The sequence below is a fragment of the Flavobacterium lacus genome, from assembly GCF_003268815.1.
Taxonomy (GTDB): Bacteria; Bacteroidota; Bacteroidia; order Flavobacteriales; family Flavobacteriaceae; genus Flavobacterium; species Flavobacterium lacus.
In genome coordinates this window covers 225,952-248,929 of record NZ_QLSV01000005.1, presented here as the reverse complement: position 1 = coordinate 248,929, position 22,978 = coordinate 225,952, and the positions used below count along the sequence as shown (strand labels likewise).

At 35.0% G+C, this 22,978-nt stretch carries 23 protein-coding genes and 1 tRNA gene; 6 read left to right on the top strand and 18 right to left on the bottom strand.

Translation table 11 applies throughout. From position 1 onward, the window contains the following. Nucleotides 1-232 precede the first annotated feature (232 nt). The 12 genes from B0I10_RS07110 to B0I10_RS07055 all read right to left on the bottom strand — a co-directional run bounded on the left by B0I10_RS07110 (nt 233) and on the right by B0I10_RS07055 (nt 11,499). Nucleotides 233-317, bottom strand: a tRNA-Ser gene (locus B0I10_RS07110). Nucleotides 318-474: 157 nt separating this feature from the next. Then, nucleotides 475-1,605: a 3,4-dihydroxy-2-butanone-4-phosphate synthase gene (gene ribB / locus B0I10_RS07105; protein ID WP_112085807.1), complete on the bottom strand. Its 1,131-nt coding sequence runs from the start codon at nt 1,603-1,605 to the stop codon at nt 475-477. A 3-nt stretch (nt 1,606-1,608) separates the two neighbouring features. Next, nucleotides 1,609-3,048 (bottom strand): LptF/LptG family permease, encoded by a 1,440-nt coding sequence (locus B0I10_RS07100; RefSeq protein WP_112085806.1) that lies wholly within the window; start codon nt 3,046-3,048, stop codon nt 1,609-1,611. A gap of 8 nt (nt 3,049-3,056) precedes the next feature. Further along, nucleotides 3,057-3,698: a LolA family protein gene (locus tag B0I10_RS07095; protein ID WP_112085836.1), complete on the bottom strand. Its 642-nt coding sequence runs from the start codon at nt 3,696-3,698 to the stop codon at nt 3,057-3,059. 1 nt (nt 3,699) lies between these two features. Continuing rightward, complete coding sequence (locus tag B0I10_RS07090) at nt 3,700-6,150, bottom strand: DNA translocase FtsK (RefSeq protein WP_112085805.1); 2,451 nt, start codon at nt 6,148-6,150, stop codon at nt 3,700-3,702. A gap of 45 nt (nt 6,151-6,195) precedes the next feature. Further along, entirely contained in the window at nt 6,196-6,579 is a 384-nt protein-coding gene (locus B0I10_RS07085) for a diacylglycerol kinase family protein (RefSeq protein WP_112085804.1), read from the bottom strand. Between the two features lie 6 nt (nt 6,580-6,585). After that, nucleotides 6,586-7,083: a thiol peroxidase gene (gene tpx / locus B0I10_RS07080; protein WP_112085803.1), complete on the bottom strand. Its 498-nt coding sequence runs from the start codon at nt 7,081-7,083 to the stop codon at nt 6,586-6,588. Nucleotides 7,084-7,197: 114 nt separating this feature from the next. Next, nucleotides 7,198-7,455 carry a DUF6952 family protein gene (locus B0I10_RS07075; RefSeq protein WP_112085802.1) on the bottom strand — a complete coding sequence of 86 codons (258 nt, stop codon included), beginning with the start codon at nt 7,453-7,455 and terminating at the stop codon, nt 7,198-7,200. Next, nucleotides 7,455-7,769 carry a thioredoxin family protein gene (locus B0I10_RS07070; RefSeq protein ID WP_112085801.1) on the bottom strand — a complete coding sequence of 105 codons (315 nt, stop codon included), beginning with the start codon at nt 7,767-7,769 and terminating at the stop codon, nt 7,455-7,457. The genes B0I10_RS07075 and B0I10_RS07070 overlap by 1 nt, the downstream gene beginning before the upstream one ends. A gap of 14 nt (nt 7,770-7,783) precedes the next feature. After that, complete coding sequence (locus B0I10_RS07065; RefSeq protein WP_112085800.1) at nt 7,784-8,422, bottom strand: peroxiredoxin; 639 nt, start codon at nt 8,420-8,422, stop codon at nt 7,784-7,786. 280 nt (nt 8,423-8,702) lie between these two features. Beyond that, the gene (gene nhaC, locus B0I10_RS07060; RefSeq protein WP_112085799.1) at nt 8,703-10,184 is read right to left on the bottom strand and encodes a Na+/H+ antiporter NhaC; all 1,482 of its coding nucleotides are present in this window, start codon (nt 10,182-10,184) and stop codon (nt 8,703-8,705) included. 88 nt (nt 10,185-10,272) lie between these two features. Next, nucleotides 10,273-11,499, bottom strand: coding sequence for an aminotransferase class I/II-fold pyridoxal phosphate-dependent enzyme (locus B0I10_RS07055; RefSeq protein ID WP_112085798.1), 1,227 nt, complete (start codon nt 11,497-11,499; stop codon nt 10,273-10,275). Between the two features lie 168 nt (nt 11,500-11,667). Between B0I10_RS07055 and B0I10_RS07050 the strand changes: the two genes are divergently transcribed. The 3 genes from B0I10_RS07050 to B0I10_RS07040 all read left to right on the top strand — a co-directional run bounded on the left by B0I10_RS07050 (nt 11,668) and on the right by B0I10_RS07040 (nt 13,785). Then, on the top strand, nt 11,668-12,129 hold the full coding sequence (locus B0I10_RS07050) for an Lrp/AsnC family transcriptional regulator (RefSeq protein WP_112085797.1): 462 nt from the start codon (nt 11,668-11,670) through the stop codon (nt 12,127-12,129). An 83-nt stretch (nt 12,130-12,212) separates the two neighbouring features. After that, complete coding sequence (gene bshA, locus B0I10_RS07045) at nt 12,213-13,361, top strand: N-acetyl-alpha-D-glucosaminyl L-malate synthase BshA (RefSeq protein WP_112085796.1); 1,149 nt, start codon at nt 12,213-12,215, stop codon at nt 13,359-13,361. Nucleotide 13,362: 1 nt separating this feature from the next. Continuing rightward, nucleotides 13,363-13,785, top strand: a complete 423-nt coding sequence (locus tag B0I10_RS07040) for a protease complex subunit PrcB family protein (RefSeq protein WP_112085835.1) — start codon at nt 13,363-13,365, stop codon at nt 13,783-13,785. A gap of 38 nt (nt 13,786-13,823) precedes the next feature. Here B0I10_RS07040 and B0I10_RS07035 read toward each other — a convergent pair whose 3' ends face one another. Both B0I10_RS07035 and B0I10_RS07030 read right to left on the bottom strand, forming a co-directional pair. Beyond that, nucleotides 13,824-14,324 carry a hypothetical protein gene (locus B0I10_RS07035; RefSeq protein WP_112085795.1) on the bottom strand — a complete coding sequence of 167 codons (501 nt, stop codon included), beginning with the start codon at nt 14,322-14,324 and terminating at the stop codon, nt 13,824-13,826. A 97-nt stretch (nt 14,325-14,421) separates the two neighbouring features. Continuing rightward, complete coding sequence (locus B0I10_RS07030) at nt 14,422-15,252, bottom strand: UDP-2,3-diacylglucosamine diphosphatase (RefSeq protein ID WP_112085794.1); 831 nt, start codon at nt 15,250-15,252, stop codon at nt 14,422-14,424. Nucleotides 15,253-15,412: 160 nt separating this feature from the next. Between B0I10_RS07030 and aroC the strand changes: the two genes are divergently transcribed. Together aroC and B0I10_RS07020 are read left to right on the top strand one after the other, a co-directional pair. Then, nucleotides 15,413-16,474 (top strand): chorismate synthase, encoded by a 1,062-nt coding sequence (gene aroC / locus B0I10_RS07025; RefSeq protein ID WP_112085793.1) that lies wholly within the window; start codon nt 15,413-15,415, stop codon nt 16,472-16,474. Between the two features lie 5 nt (nt 16,475-16,479). Continuing rightward, the gene (locus tag B0I10_RS07020; RefSeq protein WP_112085792.1) at nt 16,480-17,751 is read left to right on the top strand and encodes a dicarboxylate/amino acid:cation symporter; all 1,272 of its coding nucleotides are present in this window, start codon (nt 16,480-16,482) and stop codon (nt 17,749-17,751) included. 91 nt (nt 17,752-17,842) lie between these two features. Here B0I10_RS07020 and B0I10_RS07015 read toward each other — a convergent pair whose 3' ends face one another. The 3 genes from B0I10_RS07015 to B0I10_RS07005 are packed head-to-tail and all read right to left on the bottom strand — an operon-like array spanning nt 17,843 to nt 21,094. Continuing rightward, complete coding sequence (locus B0I10_RS07015; protein WP_112085791.1) at nt 17,843-19,117, bottom strand: glucose-1-phosphate adenylyltransferase; 1,275 nt, start codon at nt 19,115-19,117, stop codon at nt 17,843-17,845. A 3-nt stretch (nt 19,118-19,120) separates the two neighbouring features. Further along, entirely contained in the window at nt 19,121-20,536 is a 1,416-nt protein-coding gene (locus B0I10_RS07010) for a glycogen synthase (protein ID WP_112085790.1), read from the bottom strand. After that, nucleotides 20,537-21,094, bottom strand: coding sequence for a thioredoxin family protein (locus B0I10_RS07005; protein ID WP_112085789.1), 558 nt, complete (start codon nt 21,092-21,094; stop codon nt 20,537-20,539). Nucleotides 21,095-21,189: 95 nt separating this feature from the next. On the opposite strand from B0I10_RS07005, the gene B0I10_RS07000 reads away from it, so the two are divergent. Next, entirely contained in the window at nt 21,190-21,522 is a 333-nt protein-coding gene (locus tag B0I10_RS07000) for a tRNA-binding protein (RefSeq protein ID WP_112085788.1), read from the top strand. A gap of 33 nt (nt 21,523-21,555) precedes the next feature. On the opposite strand, the gene rimK is transcribed toward B0I10_RS07000, so the two are convergent. Then, nucleotides 21,556-22,947, bottom strand: coding sequence for a 30S ribosomal protein S6--L-glutamate ligase (gene rimK, locus B0I10_RS06995; protein WP_112085787.1), 1,392 nt, complete (start codon nt 22,945-22,947; stop codon nt 21,556-21,558). Between the last annotated feature and the right edge of the window lie 31 nt (nt 22,948-22,978).

Here is a 22,978-nt window from a genome sequence, read left to right as displayed (position 1 = left end):
ATTTGTAGAGATGTTGTACACAAGGCTTGAAACTCATTCCTGACTTTAAATAGCACTTCTAATTGTTTTCCAATAAACATAAAATCCGATATTATTTGCTTGATAGTTGAGCTTCCATAATAATTTACTTTACTGTAAAAATAATAAATTATAAAACAAAAAATTTCTCGGGATATAATGCAAATAAAAAACCCTAACTAATTGATATTCAATTGTTAGGGTTTTAATTTTGCGGAGAAAGAGGGATTCGAACCCCCGGACCTGTTACAGTCAACAGTTTTCAAGACTGCCGCAATCGACCACTCTGCCATTTCTCCAGTAAAACACAACCATTTTCTGATTGCGAGTGCAAATATAGAACGATTTTTGGTTTATACAAACCTTTTTAGGCGAAAAGTATGCACTATTTTAAAAGAATCTACTAAACGTTTCATTTTCTATGATTTAGAATCAACGGAGAATGAAAATACATAATTAATAATTTACATATTCTGTAATTTCCAATCCATAACCAATCATTCCAACTCTTTTTGTTTGTTCAGAATTAGAAAGTAATCGGATTTTTGAAATGTCTAAATCATGCAGAATTTGGGCTCCAATTCCAAAATCTTTTGCATCCATTTTAATTGGTGGAGCTTTCATTTGTCCTTGTTCTTGTAAAATCTTAAGTTCACTAATGCGATTTAATAATTCAATTGATGGAATTTCTTGATTGATGAAAAGAATTGCACCACGACCTTCTTCGTTTATACGATTGAACATGTTTTCCAAACGCTTTTCAGAATTGTTTGTCAATGTTTCTAAAATGTCATTATTCACTTGTTTCGAATTGATGCGGGTTAGAACCGCCTCGCCATTATTCCAACTTCCTTTGGTTAAAGCCAAGTGAACTTGTTTATTGGTGGTTTGAAGATAAGCCCTTAGTCGGAATGAGCCAAAACGAGTAGCGATTTCAAAATCCTCTTTCTTCTGGATCAAACTATCATGTTGCATGCGATAGGCTACTAAATCTTCAATAGACACTAATTTTAAATCGAATTTTTTTGCCACTTCAACCAATTGTGGTAAACGAGACATCGAACCATCTTCGTTCATAATTTCACAAATTACACCGGCAGGAGTGAAGCCAGCAAGCCTAGCAAAATCAATGGCAGCTTCGGTGTGCCCTGTTCTTCGCAAAACACCACCCTGCTTTGCAATTAATGGGAAAATGTGTCCTGGTCTGGCCAAATCAAACGGTTTTGTGTTTTCGTCCACTAAAGCTAAAATCGTTTTTGCTCTATCTGCAGCAGAAATTCCGGTGCTAACACCATTTCCTTTTAAATCTACAGAAACCGTGAAAGCAGTTTCCATGTGATCGGTGTTGTTCGTCACCATCGTGTGAAGCTCCAATTCTTTACAACGTCTTTCAGTGAGTGGAGCACAGATGAGTCCGCGACCGTACATTGCCATAAAATTAATCATTTCCGGTGTTACTTTTTCTGCAGCAGCCAAAAAATCGCCTTCGTTTTCACGATCTTCATCATCCACCACGATGATTACTTTTCCTTGACGGATCTCCTCTATGGCTTCTTCAATGGTGTTTAGTTGTATTTTTTGAGACATGATTTATGTTAGTTTTTTTTCTTTGGAACGCTTTTTAAATAATTTAAAGAAAGGTTGTAAAATGACATCCATATTCACCAGTCCAATATCGTTTGTGGCTCTGTAGGTTAGCAGGATTGCAACTGGAGTTAATAGAATTGAGGACATCCAAGCACCTAAAAAAGGTGTAATGCCATCTTCTTGAGCTAATTTTTTGCCAAAAACATTAATAAAATGGTAGACAATAAAAACAATCATTGCAAATACAATGGGTAAGCCGAGACCACCTTTTCTGATGATAGCTCCAATTGGTGCCCCAATAAAAAACATCAACAAGCAAGCATAAGCAATTACAAATTTGTCGTAAAAAGCTAGCCAATGGTTATTAATATTTTTTATTTTCTCAGCGAATTCATAGTTTGAACCTTCAATGGAGAACTTTATATTTGAAACATTTGCTTTTGCATTATCGTAGAGACTTATAACTTGATTAGGTTGAACAAGGGTAGTTAAGTCATTGACTACAGAGTCGTTACTTTTTTGATTACTTGTATACTTGGGTCGGGTTATTGAAAAACGCTGCTTTGAATTTTCTGTGAAAGAAGTGATATCTTTTTTGTAATTATTCTCCAATGAATCAAGCGTGTATCTTAATTCGTTGATATTTAACATGTTGTTTGTGTTCGAGATTTGATCTTGTTCTAAATCAATTTTTTGAAGAGGCGATAAATCAAAATTAATAATATATTTTTTGAAAGAACTCTTAGCAAAAGGAACTTTGTTTTTTTCGGTATAATTTTTAACGGGAACATCTTCATAATAATTTCCGTCATGCAAAATTAACTGAAGAAAATTTGAGTTTTCGTTACTGATTAATTCACCTCTTTTGGCTTTAATAACCACATTTGTTCCTACGCCTAAATTAGATAGTTTATGTATGGTAACATCTCTTAACAAATTATCGTTATCACCATATTTTTCGGCTACTTTTATCGTATGGTTTCCAACAGTACTAAATTGCCCTTCTGCAATAGCCGTGGAGGGTTTTTGTTGCACAATACTTTTTCGAAGGTTGATGAATTTGTACTCTGCTTGCGGAATGATATTATTAGCAAATAAAAAAGCTACAAAACTCAATCCAAGAATAAATATGGCTAATGAATGCATGGCACGTCTCAAAGAAATCCCTGACGATTTCATGGCAGCAAATTCATAATTTTCTGCAAAATTTCCAAAGGTCATGATAGAGGCCAATAGAACTGAAAGCGGTAGTACGAGCGGAACTACTTTGGGAGCATAAAAGGCGAGGAATTTAAAAATTAAAAAAGTGTCTAGATCTTTACCTGCCAAATCTGCGATAAAAAGCCATATTCCTTGAAGAATAAAGATAAAAAAGAGGATAACAAATACCGTAGCAAATGTACTCAAAAATGAAGTAAGGATATAGCGATCTAAAATTTTCACTGTAAAAATTAGTCTATTCTATTGATGTAGTAATTTTTGAATTTACTCTCGTCAAAGGTAAACTGATTTTTTGATAATGGCTGATTGGTTTTGAAAGAATTAACAGTGAGTGTTGTTTTGGTTCCTTTTTTACCCACTTCGATCAAATTGTAGATGTGTTTAGTTTGAACATCAATTCCCAAAAGAATTTCTTTTCTTTGGTCTTTGGAACTTATAGGAACTAGCTTGATGTATTGAATTTTTCTTCCTTTGATGTCTTGCGGAATATCCCAATAGTATTTATACCCCGAATTAAAAAAAGTTAGCATTTTGGCAGGAGTAATAGCATTTTCATCTTTTTCATCTACTTTTGAAATGGTTACTTCTTCATCTTCTGGGACAATCGTATACGTTTTTTTTCCATCAAAAATCTTAGTTGTTCCCATAAAACTTAGATGGTATAAATTACTTTTTAAGACAACACTTCCTTTACTGTCTTGATTAATGTTTTCTTTGGTATTTTGAAGACTGTATTTAAAATCAATTGAAATGTTTTCGTAGCTTTTTACTTTGGCGGTTACTTCATCCAATAAATCTTTTGCTTTTTTATCCTGTCCTTGTGCATTGAATACAGATAAAAAGAGAATTGAAATCCAGATAAATTTTTTCATTTCAAGCATTATTTTGTTCGTTGTTAAAAAATTCGTTTAACGAATTCAAGTCAGGAATATTGACCGATCGGGCTTTGCTTCCTTCAAAAGGACCTACAATTCCGGCAGCTTCCAATTGATCAATCAATCTTCCGGCACGGTTGTAGCCCAGTTTTAATTTCCGTTGCAATAATGAGGCGGAACCTTGTTGTGCGGTTACAATTACCTCGGCAGCATCTTTAAACATTGAATCACGTTCGGATATATCTATATCAAGCATTGTGCCATTCTCTTCGCCAACGTATTCCGGCAGCAAATAAGCGTTTGGATAGGCTTTTTGCGAGCCAATGAATTCTGTAATACGTTCAACTTCCGGTGTATCAACAAACGCACATTGCACCCTTACCAAATCGTTGCCGTTGGTATAGAGCATGTCACCTCGACCAATCAACTGATCGGCACCTTGCGTGTCTAAAATGGTTCGCGAATCTATTTTAGAAGTTACTCTAAAAGCAATTCGAGCTGGGAAATTCGCCTTAATCAAACCTGTAATCACATTTACGGAAGGTCGTTGCGTAGCAATAATCAAATGAATTCCGATTGCACGAGCTAATTGAGCTAATCGGGCAATTGGTGTTTCTACCTCTTTGCCGGCAGTCATAATTAAATCGGCAAACTCATCCACAACCAAAACAATATAAGGCAAAAACCGATGCCCTTCATTTGGATTTAATTTTCTGGCTTTAAATTTATCGTTGTATTCTTTGATGTTTCGCACCATCGCATCTTTTAGCAACGTGTAGCGATTATCCATTTCAATACAAAGTGAATTCAACGTATTGATAACCTTGTTATTATCTGTTATGATAGCATCTTCGGTATCCGGCAATTTAGCCAAATAATGACGTTCAATTTTATTAAAAAGTGTAAGTTCAACTTTTTTCGGATCAACCAACACAAATTTCACCTCTGCCGGGTGTTTTTTGTATAACAACGAGGTTAACACGGCATTTAATCCTACTGATTTTCCTTGTCCTGTCGCCCCTGCCATTAAAAGGTGTGGCATTTTAGCCAAATCTACTACAAAGGTTTCGTTGGAAATAGTTTTCCCTAAGGCAATAGGTAATTCCATTTCTGCTTCTTGGAAACGGGTTGAACCAATGACCGATTTCATTGGAACCATCGTTGGGTTTTTGTTTGGCACTTCAATTCCAATGGTTCCTTTTCCGGGAATAGGTGCAATAATTCTTATTCCAAGTGCCGAGAGTGACAAAGCAATGTCGTCTTCTAAGCTTTTAATTTTTGAAATTCGAATGCCGGCTTCGGGAACAATTTCATATAAGGTAACTGACGGACCAACCGTTGCTTTGATTTGAGCAATGTCGATTTTATAATTCCGAAGTGTTTCCAGAATTCGGTTTTTATTTTCTTCTAATTCTTCTTGATTGATTGTAATACCACTTGCACCATAATCTTTTAATAAGTCTAACGTTGGAAATTTGTATTTAGACAATTCTAACGTTGGATCAAATTCACCGAAGTCAGCTACTAAACGGCTGGCAAGGTTTTCTTCAATTTGTTCTTCTTCGGGAGCTTTTTCTATTACAAAATGCTCGTCTTCGGTTTGAATAATTTCGGGTTCTCTAGCAACGGGTAGAGGAGTAGGTTCAAACGTTTTAATCTTAGGTTCAAGATTAATTTCTGAAGCGTTTTCGATGGTTGGTTTAAGATTTTCTTTATTTATTTCGAAGGCTGAAGTAGGTTTTTTGATAGAAATAACGCCATCTTCTAACTCTTCTTCCTTTTTATTTTCAATAGGTTTATCAAATGGATTTATTACCGAAGCTTCTTCTAAATCTTCTTTAATTTCACTTTTCTTTCTTTCGAATAATTTTTGAAAGGTTTCAGGAGAAACATTCACTTTAAAAATCAAATAAATTAAAAAACTGAAAACCAAAATCAATAATGTTCCGGGTTTTCCCATAAAATCTTGAATATACGAATTCATTTCAAATCCGACAATACCACCTAATTCGGGAATATAGTTGGAAAAAAAACCAAACATTAGGGAGAAATTCACCATTGCAAATAAATCCCAAAACCATAAATTCTTTAATTTTTTTATCGGAAGACTTAAAATCATATAAATCCCAGACATAAAAAAAAGTCGCACCAGCAGAAAGGAAGCTATTCCAAAACCTTTATACAGAAACAAGTCGGCTAAGTAAGCCCCCACTTTCCCCAACCAGTTTTTTACATCAACAGAACGATTACCAATACTATTAACCGCACTTTGGTCTTCTTGCCAGTGAATAAAAAAGGAAACCATAGAAAGAAACAAAGCCACCGAAAAAAGCACTAGAAAGCATCCAAACAAAAAACGATGTTGTTTAGTAAAAGTAAATGATTTTTTAGATTCAGATTTTGTTTCTGCTTCTTTTTTGGCAGAATTTGTCGAAGATGTTTTAGCCATTAACTCCCTTAATTTGTTGTAAAAGTAATTATTTTTAAATTATTTTCAATATAATTCGACAAGGTAAGGAACATAAATTATCATTCCAACAGCAATTGCCGTTAAAGCGGCAAAAAATACTGCACCGGCTGCAATATCTTTGATAAAGCCAATCTTTTCGTGATAATCGGGATGCATAAAATCGGCCACTTTTTCAACTGCGGTATTTAATCCTTCAATTGATAAAACTAAACCAATACACAAGGTTTGAATTAACCATTCGTTTTTTGAAATATTAAAATAAAACCCGGCAATTGTAACAAGAATTCCTAAAGAAAACTGAATCATCACACTATGCTCCGTAAACAAAAGTTTGCAAGCACCTTTAAAAGCATACGAAATACTTTTTAAGCGTCCGTTAATGAAGCTGCTATCTTTTTGGAATTCCATGACTAATTATAATGCAGCTAAGGCTGTTTCATAATTTGGTTCGTCTGCAATTTCAGGTACTTGTTGAGCATGTGTTACCACCCCGTTTTCATCAACTACAATTACAACTCTTGAGTGAAGTCCGGCCAATGGTCCGTCTGTCATCGTTAAACCATAATTTTTTCCAAAATCTCCTTCTTTGAAATCAGATAAATTTTCAACGTTTTCAATTCCTTCTGCACCGCAAAAACGTTTTTGAGCAAATGGTAAATCGCGGGAAATGCAAAGCACTTTTGTGTTTTCTAAAGTGGAAGCTTTTTGGTTGAATGTTCTAACAGAAGTAGCACAAACTCCGGTATCAACACTAGGAAAAATATTTAAAACTAATTTACTCCCTGCAAAATCGCTTAATGAAGTGACTGATAAATCGGTTTTTACTAATTGAAAATCAGGTGCTTTTGACCCCACTTTTGGTAATTCGCCATTGGTATGGATAGGATTTCCTCCTAAAGTTATTGTTGCCATGTTTAATTTTTTTAAGAATTCAAAAATAGGAATTATTTAATAAAGTTTCTCTTATATCACCAACAAAAAAACGCTTCTCGAAAGAAGCGCCTTTTATAGGTATTTGTATGGAAATTATTTGTCTATTGAACCCAAAACCCGTTGCATAAAACTGTTTAAAGCTTCTTTTTTTTCCATTCCGTTTTGGATGGATTTATTCACCTCTAATGCTCCGTACATATTTGAAATTAACTCACCAATCACATCCAATTCTTCATCTTTTAGCGAAGGAACTTCTGTTAAGGCTTCTAAAACTTCGATGGTTTCAATGAGGTAATCTTTATCGTTTTCCTCAATAAATTGAGTCAACTGTTTGATAACGGGTAATTTCATTAGTTAACTGAAATTTCTGCAACCAATTCAGCTAAAACTTCTGCTTTGTTGGTTTGGGTTTGATTCACTAATTCTCCATTTACAAAAGTGGCAAACGTTGGTAAATTGGAAACATTGGCTAATTTTCTCGATTCAGGAGAATTTTCAGCATCAACCAAAACAAACGTAATGGTTTCATTTTCTGTTGCCAATTTTTTAAATTTTGGCTTCATAATTCTGCAATTTCCACACCAAGAAGCAGAATATTGAACTACTACTTTGTTGTTTTGATTGACTAAGTCTTGCAGTATATCTTCGGTTAAATCGATTAACATAGAAATTAGATTTTTTAGTTTTGACTTAAATATGCAGCAGTACTCAAACGGTCAGCAACCATTGCTTCTTTTCCTTCTTCCCAGTTGGCAGGACAAACTTCACCTTTGGTTTGCACGTGCGTGTAAGCATCAATTAAGCGTAAATATTCGTTCACATTTCTTCCCAACGGCATATCGTTTACACTTTCGTGGAAGATTTTTCCGGTTTCATCAATTAAATAGGTAGCTCTGTACGTTACGTTTGAACCTGAAATTAAATAGGTTTCAGTATCTTCGTTGTATTCTCCGGCTTCGATGTCTAAAATTCCTAAAGCAGATGATAAATTTCTGGCTGTATCCGCAATTAAAGGATAGGTTACTCCTTCAATTCCGCCATTATTTTTTGCTGTATTTAACCACGCAAAATGCACTTCATTTGTATCACAAGAAGCTCCAATAACAACTGTATTTCTTTTTTCAAATTCTGGTAAAGCCGTTTGAAAAGCGTGTAATTCAGTTGGACAAACAAAGGTGAAATCTTTTGGATACCAAAATAAGATTACTTTTTTGTTGTTTTTAACCGCTTCGTCCAACACATTGATTCTCAAATTGTCTCCCATTTCGGAAATTGCATCAACTGTAATGTTCGGAAATTTTTTACCTACTAATGACATAATTATTTATTTTTTAAATGTTAAAATCTACTACAAAATTACAATAGATTACAGATTTAAATCATAATAAATAGCATACATTTTCTTATGAAGGCATTGATTTTACTGATGCTAAAGAAAATTTACTTCATAAATAATTAAGTCTATAATTTTTGTATGATAATATTTTATTATCCCTAATTTTAAAACTAGTTTGATGAAGAATTAGCAATTGTTAAAATTGAATTAAATTAAAAAACTGCCGATTAAAGCAGTTTTTATGATTAATGAGTAGAAAATCTTATTTTGTTGTTAATTGTCGGATTTTTATATTAAACGCTGCAAACAACAATGTCATAAACGGACTAATAATGTTGAAGAAAGCATACGGTAAGTAAGCCCAAGTAGAAACGCCTAACACACCGGCTTGATAGGCTCCACAGGTATTCCACGGAATTAAAACGGAGGTTACCGTTCCGGAATCTTCTAAGGTTCTACTCAAATTTTCAGGTGCGAGACCTTTATCTTGATAAGCTTTAGAAAACATTTTTCCTGGAACAACAATAGCTAAATATTGATCGGAAGCAGTAAGATTTAATGCTAAACAACTGGCAACTGTACTGGCAAAAAGTCCAAAGGTGGTGTGAAATAGTTTCAATAATGAATCTGTAATTCGGGTTAACGCTCCAATGGCTTCCATAACACCGCCAAATACCATCGCACAAAGAATAAGCCAAATTGTATTGAGCATTCCAAACATCCCTTTCGATGAAAATAATTTCGCTAAAACAGTATTTGAACTTTCAATTGACGTTTCGACAGTGATGGCGTTTATTACCCCTTTGTATCCTGAAAAAAAGGATAAAGTATCACTTCCTCCAATTTTGGCTACTAATTCAGGTTGAAAAATAAGAGCAAAAACACCTCCTAATAACGTTCCGATCAACAAAGCGATTAGCGGCTCTGTTTTCTTTATAATTAATAAAATAACAACACCAGGAACTAAAAATAACCAAGGAGAAATGGCGAATGTTTCTTTAATAGAATTTAAAGTTTCGGCGTTATCACCGGAACCGTTCGTTGTTTGAGCTAGTCCTAAAAATATAAAAATGATTAACGTTATTACCATTGTTGGAACCGTTGTCAAGGTCATATATCTAATATGTGTAAACAAATCCGTTCCGGCCATTGCGGGTGCGAGGTTAGTTGTATCTGATAAAGGAGAAAGTTTATCACCAAAATACGCTCCCGAAACTACTGCTCCGGCAACCATTCCTAAAGGCATTCCAATAGTTGAACCAATTCCAATCAAGGCAATACCAACTGTAGCAGAAGTTGTCCACGAACTGCCTGTTGCAACTGAAATGACAGCACAAATGACAACGCAAGCAGGAAGAAATATAGCAGGATGAAGAATTTGAAGTCCGTAATAAATCATCGTTGGAATTACACCACTAATCAGCCAAGTTCCCGACAGTGCTCCAACCATCAATAAAATAAGAATGGCACTTGAAGTCGATTTAACGTTTTTGGAAATGTCTTCCATCATTGCTCCATAGGAAACTTTGTTTCTAAAACCCACTATGGCGGCAATTGCAGCACCAATAATTAAAGCAAATTGATTTGGTCCGTACGTTGCGTTATCTTCATAAGCATAAACATTATATCCTAAAATTCCAATGAGTAAAAATATCGGCAACAGAGCTTCTAAAAGTGATAAATTTTTGTTCTCAATTAGTTCTTCGTTTTTTGGGTCGAATGGTTTTATATCTTGACTTTCCATGTAATTTGTTTGTGGATGCAAGATATAAAAAAATCATTATTGAATATAAATAAAAAATCCGACTCGTAGGAATCGGATTCAACGTCATTTATACTTTTTGGAGTTCTTTAAGGACCCCAATTTCCATCATGCAGGCTTTCATCATTTGATACGTTCGTTCAATATCGTTGTCTAAACCAATTGAAAAACGAATCAAACCATCGGTTAAACCCATTTCTTTTTGTTCGTCAAGCGGAATTTCAGACGAAGTGGAAGTTCCCGGAGCACTGAACAACGTTTTATAAAAACCTAAACTCACAGCCAAATAGCCCAAGTTGCGATTTTGCATTAATTCCATTAATTCATTGGCTTTGTCAAGCGAACCCACATCAATTGTCATCATGCCTCCAAAACCATATTCCTTATTAATCATAGTAGAATAAATTTCATGACTTGGATGACTTTTTAAACCCGGATAGACGACTTTTAAACCATCTTTTTCAAATTTTTCAGCCAAATAACTTGCGTTGTAACTATGTTGTTTCATACGAATATGAAGTGTTCGCAAATTCTTTAAAATACTAGCCGATCGCAGGCTATCCATCGTTGGCCCCAACAACATACTCGCACCATTATTCACATTTTTCAAATCATTGATAAATTCTTGCGAAGCACAAACTACGCCACCAACGGTATCACTACTTCCGTTAATGAATTTAGTTAAACTATGAATCACCACATCAGCACCCAATTTAGCAGGAGCCACAGAAAGTGGTGAAAAAGTATTATCAACAACTAATTTAATATTGTATTTATTTGCAATTTTAGCTAAGCTTTCAATATCAGCGACTTCTAATAAAGGATTACTTACGGTTTCGCAATATAACACTTTGGTATTCTCTGTGATAGCTGCTTCAACTACATCTAATTTTGTAATGTCTACAAAGTTGGTTTTGATGTTCCATTTCGGTAACATATTTTTCATGAAAGCATAGGTTCCGCCATAAATTGTTCTACTGGAAACGATTTCGTCTCCGGCGGCACACAATTGCATTAAAACCGGCGTGATTGCTCCCATTCCAGAAGCAGCAACATTGGCACTTTCTGTACCTTCCATCGCGGCCAAAGCTTCACCTAAATATAAATTCATCGGAGAAGAATGACGAGAATATAAATAACATCCCTCGGCATTTCCTTCAAACGTATCAAACATGGTTTTGGCAGATAGAAAAGTATAAGTTGAACTATCTGAAATAGATGGATTTACTCCTCCAAATTCACCAAAATATTGCAGGTCTTGTATTTGATTGGCCGGATTAAACTGATTTGATTTCATATTGTTTGTAATTGTTTTTCATTACAAATGAAATGATATTTAGCAAAATAATCAATATATAGTTAAAAATTTAGTTTTTTATTCTATTTAAAGTAATTTTAATAGAAATTTGTGTTATATTTGGTTTGCTTTTGATAAGAACAATAGAAAATTTAAAATTTTTAGTATATGGAATTTGATATAATTGATAAAAAACTATTAATGCTTCTACAAGAAGATAGCAAAAAAACGACGAAAGATCTTTCCAACAAACTCAATCTTTCGGTCACTGCGGTTTACGAAAGAATAAAAAAACTGGAACGTGAAGGCGTTATTCGTCACTATGTTGCTTTGTTAGACAGAGCCAAAATTAATAAAAGTTTTGTCGTTTTTTGTCATATCAAGTTAATTCAGCATACCAAAGAATACCTTAATACATTTGAACATGAAGTGACACAATTGACAGAGGTCTTAGAATGTTTTCATGTAAGTGGTGATTATGATTATATTCTTAAGATTTGTGTTGGTGGAATGGAAGAATACCGTGAGTTCATGGTCACGAAACTTACTAATTTAAAGCATATTGGCAGCACGCACAGTTCGTTTATGATTTCTGAATTGAAAAACAGTACGCAGTATGAATTGCTCTAATGAATCGTAAAATTAATTTTTTAACGATTTCTTACCAAAAGGAAATGCTAAACACACTAACTTTGTTACACTAATTTTTTTACATGAAAATAGCAATAGTTTGTTATCCAACGTTTGGAGGAAGTGGTGTTGTAGCTACAGAATTGGGTTTGGAATTGGCTCAACGTGGTCATGAAATTCACTTTATAACCTACAAACAACCGGTTCGATTAGCCTTGCTTAATCCGAATTTACATTATCACGAAGTAAACGTTCCTGAATATCCACTGTTTCATTATCAACCTTATGAATTAGCTCTTTCGAGTAAATTGGTAGATATGGTGAAATTGCATAAAATTGAATTGATGCACGTTCATTACGCCATCCCGCATGCGTATGCCGGCTATATGGCTAAACAAATGTTGAAAGCGGAAGGAATTTACATTCCGATGGTGACTACGTTGCACGGAACAGACATTACTTTGGTTGGAAAACATCCATTCTATAAGTCAGCGGTAACCTTTAGTATTAATCAATCTGATGTCGTCACTTCCGTTTCAAAAAGTTTAAAAGAGGATACCTACAAACATTTTACGATTACCAAAGAAATTGAAGTAATTCCAAATTTTATCGAAATTGACAAAGCAAAAATAGATGAAGGAGCCCCTTGCTATCGTTCGTTAATGGCAAAAGATAATGAAAGAATTATCACACATATCAGCAATTTCAGAAAAGTTAAACGAATTCCGGATATTATCAAAATCTTTTATAAAATTCAACAACAAATTCCCGCCAAACTAATGATGGTGGGCGAAGGTCCGGAAAAAGAAAATGCTGAGTTATTGTGCGAAGAATTAGGCATTTCGAGTAAAGTCATCTTTTTTGGAAATAGCAATGAAATTGATAAGATTCTCTGTTTTACCGATTTGTTTTTGCTTCCCTCTGAAACCGAAAGTTTTGGATTAGCCGCTTTAGAGGCCATGGCTTGTAGCGTACCCGTTATTTCCACCAACACGGGCGGATTACCGGAGGTGAATAAGGATGGTTTTTCCGGATATTTAAGTGATGTTGGTGACCTAGATTCGATGGCAGAAAACGCCATTAAAATAATTCGAGACGATGCAACGTTATCTGTTTTTAAAAAGAATGCTTTTTCGGTTGCAGAACAATTTGATATAGTTAATATACTGCCGCTTTATGAGGCTGTTTATGAAAAAGCAATCAAAAATCAATTTAATTCTATTTCAAATTAAGATGAAAAAAATTTTTGCAACAATAGTTGTTGGTTTGGTATTGTTTTCATGTTCCACACAAAAAATTTCTGATGAGAAACCAGTACTTTATGAAATTTTAAAACAAGAAGAGCAGCGCGGAGCCAATTTTCGTTTTTTTGAAATCATTACAGAACAAAAAGAATTTAAAATGCTGTTGAATGACCCCGATTTAAAAAAGAAAATCAAGCCGACAGATATTCAAACCAGTAATTTTTTATTGTTGAATATGGGAGAGAAAAGTTCAGGGGGTTATTCTTTTTCAGTTGAAAACATTGAAGAAACAGAGAATGATATCATCCTAACCATTAAAGAAAACGAACCTCAAGGATTGGCAACGACAGTAATGACTTATCCACTTTCAATTGTGAAGATTAATTCTAAAAAGAATATCATTATCAGATAAAAAAAACGTCCCGTTTGGGACGTTTTTTGTATTCTATTCTAGAACTGGTAACGAATACCTAAAGCAATATCCGGACCAAAGTTGTTGTTTCTGTAGCCGTCTCCAATGTAGAATTCTGGTCTAAAATCAAGAGACAATAACAAGGGAAAATCAAAATTATATTCAATTCCGATGTCTCCGGCCGCTAAAACATAGGTTCCATTGTCTTTAAAATCGTCATTGCCAGGACCTTTGTAATTATGACTCCAACTACCAACACCGGCACCAACACCGGCATACCAATTAAATCCCCCTTCAATGTTCCATACCCACTGATAAAGTCCAACTAATTTAAAACCATCCCAATTGTTACTGTTTCTCCAGCCCAAATCAAACTCTAATCTGTTGTTGTCTGAAAGCCCTCTTTGATAGGATATTTCACCACCAAAACCGTCGTTGTCGCCTAAACGTAAACCAAGTGCATTCTTAGAAATTTCCTGAGCATTAGTACTCAAAATAAAGCCAATAACCATCATGGTTGATAAAAGTACTTTTTTCATTTTATGTTAATTTAAGATTTGTACAAAGATAACGCACAATTGGCCAAAATCGTATTTTAACAAGTTAAAGTATGTTAACAGAATTTTTTTGATAAAATTACTTTTTTGAAAAAAGTAAAGAGGCAATGAGTTGTTCGCTCAATTTGGTCTCCATTTCAAAGAAATCTTCTTCAATCATATTAGAATCCTTGTCATAGCGGTATATTTTCCAACGTTTTTTGTTGTATTCTAATGCCGTTAGATTTTCAACCCAGTCTCCAGAATTTAAGTAGAATGTAGTTCCTTTTTTATTGACTTTTCTGGTCATTTTTGGTTCGTGAATGTGTCCGCAAATGACATAGTCATAGTCGTTTTCAATAGCAAGCTCTGAAGCTGTAACTTCAAAGTCGGAGATAAATTTCACAGCATTTTTTACATTTGCTTTTATTTTTTTAGAGAAGGAGTAGGGCTCTTTTCCAATCTTTAACAGAATCCAATTGACAAATCGATTCAAAACAATCAACAAATCATAACCCCAACCACCTAATTTTGCTATCCATTTGGAGTGTTGCACCGAAGCATCAAAAACATCACCGTGAAAAATCCAAGCTTTTTTATCGTCTAATTCTAATACTAATTTATCTACTATGGAAAAGTTTCCAATTTTTGTGTCACTGAATTTTCGTAGCATTTCGTCATGATTTCCTGTTATGTAGTACACTTCCGTTCCTTTTGAAGCTAAATCAATTATTTTTTTGATGATTTTTAAATGAGATTTTGGGAAATAAGATTTTCTAAACTGCCAAATATCAATGATGTCTCCATTTAGAATTAGTGTTTTTGGTTTAATTGTTGACAGATAATGGTATAATTCTTTTGCATGGCAACCGAACGTACCAAGGTGTACGTCAGAAATAACAACCACTTCAACTTTTCTCTTTTTTAGCATACATAAATGAGGTTTAGCAAATTAACGAACAACTGGTGAGGTTTGCTTTATTAAAAAGTTAACGATTTATCCTCTTATATTATATTTATGTGAATTCAAATCGTTTTTAATGATACTATCTTATTGAAAAAACTTATTTTTGTTGAAACATCATTACACAATGGCAGGAAATAGTTACGGAACTTTATTCAAAATCACCACTTTTGGCGAGTCACACGGCGAAGCTTTGGGCGGAATCATTGATGGTTGCCCTCCCGGAATTTCATTGAATTTAGAAGCAATTCAATACGAAATGATTCGAAGAAAACCAGGACAATCGGCTATTGTTACCCAGCGAAAAGAACCGGATGAGGTACAATTTTTATCAGGAATTTTTGAAGGGAAAACTACCGGAACGCCAATCGGTTTTATTATTCCAAATACCAATCAAAAATCAGGTGATTATAGTCACATTAAAGATGCGTTTCGACCAAGTCACGCCGATTTTACCTATGAAAAAAAATACGGAATCAGAGATTATCGCGGGGGCGGAAGAAGTTCTGCACGTGAAACAGCAAGTAGAGTAGTGGCAGGTGCAATTGCAAAGCAAATGCTTTCGGAGATAAAAATCAATGCTTTTGTTTCTTCTGTGGGTAATATTTTTATTGATAAACCCTATCAAGACTTAGATTTTTCTAAAACAGAAAGCAATCCTGTTCGTTGTCCGGACGAAGCTACAGCCGCCAAAATGGAAGAATTAATTCGTTCCATTAGAAAAGAAGGTGATACGGTTGGTGGAACAATAACCTGTGTGATTCAAAACGTTCCGGTTGGATTAGGTGAACCTGTTTTTGATAAATTACATGCCGAGTTGGGAAAAGCAATGCTTTCTATTAATGCTGTAAAAGGGTTTGAATTTGGAAGCGGTTTTTGTGGAGCAACCATGCGAGGAAGCGAGCACAACGATTTGTTCAACAACGACGGAACAACAAAATCTAATTTGTCAGGCGGAATTCAAGGTGGAATCTCAAACGGAATGGATATTTATTTCCGAGTGGCATTCAAGCCTGTGGCAACCATAATGCAAAAGCAATCAACTATTGATAAAGATGGAAATTCCATCGATTTAGAGGGAAAAGGGCGTCATGACCCATGTGTAGTTCCAAGAGCTGTACCGATTGTAGAAGCCATGGCCGCTATTGTGTTGGCCGATTTTTATTTATTACAAAAAACATACAAATAACACTTATGAAATTAGCTTTGCATTGGAAGATACTTATCGGAATGATTTTGGGATTGATTTTCGGTTATCTGATGAAAAACATGGAGCTCAAAGAGATTGTCGTTGATTGGGTAAAGCCTTTTGGATCAATTTTTATCAATTTATTAAAAATGATAGCTGTTCCGTTAATTGTTGTGTCATTGATCGTTGGATTGTCTGATTTAAAAGATATTTCAAAACTTTCTAAACTTGGCGGAAGAACAGTTGGTTTATATTTGTTTACCACGGTGAGTGCTGTGTCTATCGGATTGGTGTTGGCTAATTTAATCAGACCAGGAGATTATATTAATGATGAATCGCGTAAAAGTTTGTTAGAAAATTTTGCCGGTGATGCCGCTCAAAAAATTGAATTAGCCGAAAAAGCCAAAAGTAGCGGACCCTTACAGCCGTTGGTTGATGTAGTACCGGATAATTTTTTTATGGCGATGACCGATAATGCCTCTATGCTTCAAGTTATTCTTTTTGTAATTTTATTAGGCATAGGCTTAATTTTAATCGACGAAAAAAAAGCCAAACCAGTTGTTGATTTTTTTAAAGGTTTGAATGATGTAATTTTAAAAATTATTGACATCATTATGCTTGGAGCTCCCATTGGTGTTTTTGCTTTAATGGCGGCTTTAATGGTTGAGATACCTGATTTTTCTACATTGAATGCCTTATTAATTTACGCTTTAACAGTTGTTTTAGGACTTTCTGTAATGGTTTTTGTCTTGTATCCTACCTTGTTGGTCGTTTTGGCAAAATATTCACCAATAAAATTCTTTAAAGCGATTTCACCCGCTCAATTATTAGCTTTTTCAACAAGTTCAAGTGCAGCAACCTTGCCAGTTACAATGGAAAGAGTAACAGAACACGTTGGTGTAGATGAGGAAGTTTCCAGTTTTGTTTTGCCCTTAGGAGCCACAGTAAACATGGATGGAACCAGTTTATATCAAGCTGTTGCTGCTGTATTTATTGCTCAAGCAATGGGAATTCCTTTAGATTTGCAAACGCAATTAATGATTGTGGTTACAGCCACTTTGGCTTCTATTGGCTCAGCGGCAGTGCCAAGTGCCGGAATGGTTATGCTCGTAATTGTGCTGGGTCAAGCTGGAATTCCGGAAGCTGGATTGGCCTTGATTTTTGCGATTGACAGACCACTTGATATGTGTAGAACGGTAGTGAATGTAACAAGCGATGCAACAGTTGCAACGGTGGTGGCAAAATCAGTTGGAAAACTACATGATGTTGATAAATAGCTTTTTATGATATTTTAATGAATTACTTAGATTAAATAAAAAAAGGTTTATCAAAATTTTCAATAAACCTTTTTCAGTTGTTTTTAGCAGCTTATTCTATCCTAAATCCGTCTGGTAAAGTAGCTCCTTTTTTCACCACAATAATACCTTCTTTGATGGTATACAAAGGGGTGTTGATTTCTTCTAGGTGTTTTCCTCCGTTTAAGTAAACATCATTCCCAATTCTACAATTTTTATCTACAATGGTGTTGTTAATGTAACAACGTTTTCCAATCCCGATGTTTTTGATATCATTGGCGATGTTACTATTTAACTCATCTAAGTTTTGATAGTAATCGCTACCCATTACATACGAATTTTTTATGATTGTGTCTTCGTCTACGCGAGCACGAATTCCTATTACAGAATGTTCAATAATAGCAGCGTTTAAAATGCAACCTTCGGCAACAATTGATTTTTCAATCGTTGTTTTTCCTAATGTTTTTCCGGGTGGTAAAACCCTCGCACGAGTATAAATTTTACTGTTATTATCGAATAAATTGAATTTTGGTATATCATCAGTTAAGCCTAAATTAGCTTCAAAAAAGGAATCAATATTTCCAATGTCTGTCCAATATCCTTCGTATTGATAACTTAAAATCTTTTGTTTTCCAATGGCTTGCGGAATAATTTCTTTACCAAAATCTTTGGTGTCCGGATTTTTCATCAATTCAATCAATAATTCTCGATTGAAGATATAAATTCCCATTGAAGCCAAATAATGTCTTCCTTCATTTTTCATTTCATCACTCACATCAGAGGTCCACTGAGGTAATAAATCAGTTGACGGTTTTTCGATAAAGGAAGATATAAAACTTTCTTCATCTGTTTTTAAAATTCCAAATTCTGGAGCTTCTTTAGCTGATACCGGAAGTGTAGCTATGGTGATAGAAGCACCACTTTTTTGATGAGCTTCCAACATCAAATTAAAATCCATTTGATACAATTGATCCCCGGACAAAATCAAGGCATAATCGAATTCGTGATTTAAAAAGTGTTGCATACATTGGCGAACTGCATCGGCTGTTCCTTGAAACCAAGTGGGATTATCAGGAGTTTGTTCGGCGGCTAAAATATCTACAAATGCTGTACTGAAATAGCTAAAATGATAGGTGTTTTTAATGTGTTGGTTTAACGATGCCGAGTTAAATTGTGTCAATACAAACATTCGTTTAATGTCTGAATTGATACAATTTGAGATAGGAATATCCACCAAACGATATTTTCCTGCTATCGGAACAGCAGGTTTTGAACGACTCTCGGTTAACGGATACAATCGAGATCCTTGTCCTCCTCCTAAAATGATGGCTAATACTTCTTTTTTCATGTGTTAGTTTTTTAATGATTGGTAAACATCGATATATTCTTGTGCAACTTTATCCCACGAATGGTCAATTTGCATGATCGTTTTTCTGGTTGATTCAAAAAGTTTGGTGTCGTTATACAAATCGATTGCTCTCGTAATGGAATGATTTACATCGTAAACACTAGTATGATCATGGCAAATTCCAAATCCGCCATCGCCAATATCTAGCACTGTATCTTTTAATCCTCCGGTTCTTCTCACGATGGGAATTGTTCCGTATCGCAACGCATACAATTGATTTAAACCACACGGTTCAACACGGGAAGGCATCAATAAATAATCTGCTCCGGCATAAATAATGTGAGCTAATTTTTCGTTGTAACCAATGTAGGCGTTATAATTTCCGCTGTAGAAATGCGTTAATTGTGTTAAACCATGTTCCACATTTGAATCTCCAGAACCTAAAATTAAAATATTGATTTCGTTCGGGTTTCGGCTCAAGGCAATGCTGCAAATTTCAGGTAATAAATCGGCTCCTTTTTCACCCACTAATCTTCCGATGAAAGTAAAAAGTGGTTTGGTTGGGTCTAAATTAAATTGCTCACACAAAAACTTCTTATTCTGCGATTTTCCATCTTTTAAGGTTTTCACATCATAATTAAAGTCGAGCATTTCATCGGTTTTAGGATTCCAAACTTCGTTGTCAATTCCGTTTAAAATGCCGAGACATTTTGGTCTTTCAAATCGCAATAGATTTTCTAAACCATTCGCTTTTTCACTCATTTCATCCAAATAACTTGGCGAAACGGTGGTGACCTTCCAAGCACATTTTATAGCAGAAGCTAGTGGATTGATGATGCCGTTCCATTCTAAAAATCCTAATCGAGACGAACTCACTTGCGGTAAATAATGCAATTTGTCAAACCCAAACCAACCTTGGTATTGCCCGTTATGAATGGTTAACACCGTTGGAACACGATTCAAATGTTGATAAATTGGTGCGTGCGACATCATAAACGGAATCAATCCGGTGTGATGATCGTGACAATGAATAACATCCGGAACTTGATTCGTTTCGGTTAACCAATTCAAGAAAGCTACTTCAAAAGCGGTGAAACGTTCCGTGTCATCTTGATAGGAATAAACATTAGGTCGGTCAAATAATTCAGGAATAGCTATCAAATACAACTCAAATCCTAATTTATTGGTTTTTTCTTTCAGAATAGTGTATGAAAATTGAAACCAGCCCAATCGCAATTGACCTTGATGAACGGTTTCAAATTCGTTTTCATTCGTGAATTTATTGTCATAACCCGGCACAACTACCTTGGCATAATGACCTAATTTGTTTAGATACTTGGGTAAAGCTCCGACTACATCGGCGAGACCGCCCACTTTTGCTACCGGATAACATTCGGCACTAATATGAATAATTTCCATTTATTTTTTCCATTTAATATTACAACCAATGCTTGGCTTTTGGATAGGATTGATGCTTCGATTGTACAATAAACCATCGATGGCACCCCGTAAATCGCTTCCACTTAATGGAATACCGTTTCCAGGACGAGAATCATCCAGTTGACCTCGGTAAACCAATTTATCTTGACTATCATAAAGTAAGAAATCGGGAGTGCAAGCTGCATTAAAAGCTTTAGCTACCTCTTGTGTTTCATCATATAAATAGGGAAAGTCAAAACTGTTTTCAAAAGCAAATTCAGTCATCAGTTTCGGACTATCTTCGGGAACTTGTTCCACATCATTACTCGAAATCGCCACCATTCCAATTCCTTGCACGCGGTAATCATTGGCTACTAATAAAATTTCTTCTAAAACGTGATGTACGAATGGACAATGGTTACAAATGAAAAAAACGAGTGTTCCTTTTTCACCTTTACAAGCTGAAAACGTGAAAAAATCATTTGAATTAGTGTCTTTTAAATGAAAGTTTGGAGCTAAAGTTCCCAAAGAAATCATGTTAGATTCTGTTCTGGCCATTATTGCGTATACATTTTATAAGTTAATGCTTAAAGTTAAGAATTTTTAGATTGATATTCTTATTTTTGAGTTTAAATTTTTAAGAATAATTTAGTATGCTTACTTGGGAAGAATTTGATAAAGTAGAAATGCGAATTGGAACCATAGTCATTGTAAATGATTTTCCGGAAGCCCGAAAACCAGCCTATCAATTAACAATTGATTTTGGCTGTGAAATTGGCATTAGAAAGACATCGGCACAAATCACCAAACGATACCGAAAGGAAGAATTAATAGGAAAGCAAATTGTGGCCGTAGTTAACTTTCCCAAAAAGCAAATCGGGAAATTTATGAGTGAATGTTTAGTGCTTGGTTCGTTAGGAGCAGAGCATGATATTGTGCTATTGTCCTCTGATCAAAAAGTTGTAAATGGTTTACGAATTGGGTAAAAATAGAACTCAAAATAGAACTACAACTATATTTTAGTCTAGCTGTATATTTTGATTTGTAATTTTAAAATTCTTCTCAATCGCTTTGATCATTTCACCTGCAATATCTTTATTGGTCGCACCCTCAATTCCTTCTAAACCCGGAGACGAATTTACCTCCAACAAAAGTGGTCCTTTGCTCGAGCGAATAATATCCACTCCGGCTACTTTTAATCCCATCGCTTTGGCAGCTTTTACAGCAATGATTTTCTCTTCACGCGTTGGTTTGATAACTGATGCAGTTCCTCCCAAATGAATGTTTGCTCTAAATTCACCAGCCAGTGCTTCTCGTTGAATGGTAGCCACTACTTTTCCGTCAATCACAAACAAACGTAAATCTTTTCCGTTGGCTTCTTTAATGAATTCTTGCACTAAAATGTTTGCATTCAAACTTTTAAACGCGTTGATTACACTTTCGGCTGCTTTTTTAGTTTCTGCCAAAACAACTCCTTTTCCTTGTGTTCCTTCTAGTAGTTTTACAATTAATGGGGTTCCGCCAACCATCTTTATTAAATCATCAGTATCTAATGGTGAATTGGCAAATCCGGTGGTTGGAATATCAATTCCGTTATTTAATAACAATTGCAACGAATATAATTTATCACGTGATTGCGTAATGGCCGAAGAAGAATTCAAACAAAAAATCTTTAACGCTTCAAATTGACGGGTTAACGCACAACCATAAAACGTAATATTCGGACGAATTCTCGGGATAACGGCATCCAATTCATTCAAAATTTTCCCACCTCGATAATGAATTTCAGGTGTGTCGGCATCCAATTTCATATAACATTCTTTGATGTTTAGAAATTGCATTTCGTGTCCGCGACGTTCACCGGCTTCCATAATGCGTTTGTTGCTATACAATTCAGGATTACTGGCTAATAACCCAATTCGAAGTCCGCTTTTTTCTTTTAAAACATCCGGATATAAATCTTTTAATTTGTCGGTTGAATTATCGCCCAACAAATATTTTCGCTCCGGGTCAACCATGGTTCTTCCACTCATGGCTTCACGACCCAATAACATGCGGAAACCCATAGAATCGCGATTGGTTAGCGTCATTTCAATTACCCAGTTAGAATCGCCCAATTTAAGTTGCGTTTGAATCACAAAGCGTTGTTCGCGAAAACCACTAGAACTTTTTACCACTCGTTTATCAATTAAGGGGGCTTGACAGTGAATGATGGTTTTGACATTATTTTGAATTGGGTTAATGTCAAATTTTACCCAGTGTTCGCCATCTTTGATAAACGGACTGATATTGATGGCATGTAGGGCAGAGGTTTTGGCTCCAGAGTCAACTCTAGCTTTAATAGTTGGGATACCTAAGTTAGGAAAGGAACACCATTCTTCGCTACCTAAAATTAATTTATTGTCTAACATGATTTAATTGATGATGATAAAAAAAAGCCAC

Excerpts from the sequence above, each read along its gene's own strand:
- B0I10_RS07040 (WP_112085835.1), top strand. The coding sequence starts at position 13,363 with ATGAAAAAAATTTTTGCAACAATAGTTGTTGGTTTGGTATTGTTTTCA.
- B0I10_RS07050 (WP_112085797.1), top strand. The coding sequence starts at position 11,668 with ATGGAATTTGATATAATTGATAAAAAACTATTAATGCTTCTACAAGAA.
- B0I10_RS07090 (WP_112085805.1), bottom strand. The coding sequence starts at position 6,150 with ATGGCTAAAACATCTTCGACAAATTCTGCCAAAAAAGAAGCAGAAACA.
- B0I10_RS07035 (WP_112085795.1), bottom strand. The coding sequence starts at position 14,324 with ATGAAAAAAGTACTTTTATCAACCATGATGGTTATTGGCTTTATTTTG.
- B0I10_RS07095 (WP_112085836.1), bottom strand. The coding sequence starts at position 3,698 with ATGAAAAAATTTATCTGGATTTCAATTCTCTTTTTATCTGTATTCAAT.
- B0I10_RS07065 (WP_112085800.1), bottom strand. The coding sequence starts at position 8,422 with ATGTCATTAGTAGGTAAAAAATTTCCGAACATTACAGTTGATGCAATT.
- rimK (WP_112085787.1), bottom strand. The coding sequence starts at position 22,947 with ATGTTAGACAATAAATTAATTTTAGGTAGCGAAGAATGGTGTTCCTTT.
- B0I10_RS07000 (WP_112085788.1), top strand. The coding sequence starts at position 21,190 with ATGCTTACTTGGGAAGAATTTGATAAAGTAGAAATGCGAATTGGAACC.
- B0I10_RS07005 (WP_112085789.1), bottom strand. The coding sequence starts at position 21,094 with ATGGCCAGAACAGAATCTAACATGATTTCTTTGGGAACTTTAGCTCCA.
- B0I10_RS07020 (WP_112085792.1), top strand. The coding sequence starts at position 16,480 with ATGAAATTAGCTTTGCATTGGAAGATACTTATCGGAATGATTTTGGGA.
- B0I10_RS07085 (WP_112085804.1), bottom strand. The coding sequence starts at position 6,579 with ATGGAATTCCAAAAAGATAGCAGCTTCATTAACGGACGCTTAAAAAGT.
- bshA (WP_112085796.1), top strand. The coding sequence starts at position 12,213 with ATGAAAATAGCAATAGTTTGTTATCCAACGTTTGGAGGAAGTGGTGTT.
- ribB (WP_112085807.1), bottom strand. The coding sequence starts at position 1,605 with ATGTCTCAAAAAATACAACTAAACACCATTGAAGAAGCCATAGAGGAG.
- tpx (WP_112085803.1), bottom strand. The coding sequence starts at position 7,083 with ATGGCAACAATAACTTTAGGAGGAAATCCTATCCATACCAATGGCGAA.
- B0I10_RS07030 (WP_112085794.1), bottom strand. The coding sequence starts at position 15,252 with ATGCTAAAAAAGAGAAAAGTTGAAGTGGTTGTTATTTCTGACGTACAC.
- B0I10_RS07015 (WP_112085791.1), bottom strand. The coding sequence starts at position 19,117 with ATGAAAAAAGAAGTATTAGCCATCATTTTAGGAGGAGGACAAGGATCT.
- B0I10_RS07055 (WP_112085798.1), bottom strand. The coding sequence starts at position 11,499 with ATGAAATCAAATCAGTTTAATCCGGCCAATCAAATACAAGACCTGCAA.
- nhaC (WP_112085799.1), bottom strand. The coding sequence starts at position 10,184 with ATGGAAAGTCAAGATATAAAACCATTCGACCCAAAAAACGAAGAACTA.
- aroC (WP_112085793.1), top strand. The coding sequence starts at position 15,413 with ATGGCAGGAAATAGTTACGGAACTTTATTCAAAATCACCACTTTTGGC.
- B0I10_RS07070 (WP_112085801.1), bottom strand. The coding sequence starts at position 7,769 with ATGTTAATCGATTTAACCGAAGATATACTGCAAGACTTAGTCAATCAA.
- B0I10_RS07075 (WP_112085802.1), bottom strand. The coding sequence starts at position 7,455 with ATGAAATTACCCGTTATCAAACAGTTGACTCAATTTATTGAGGAAAAC.
- B0I10_RS07010 (WP_112085790.1), bottom strand. The coding sequence starts at position 20,536 with ATGGAAATTATTCATATTAGTGCCGAATGTTATCCGGTAGCAAAAGTG.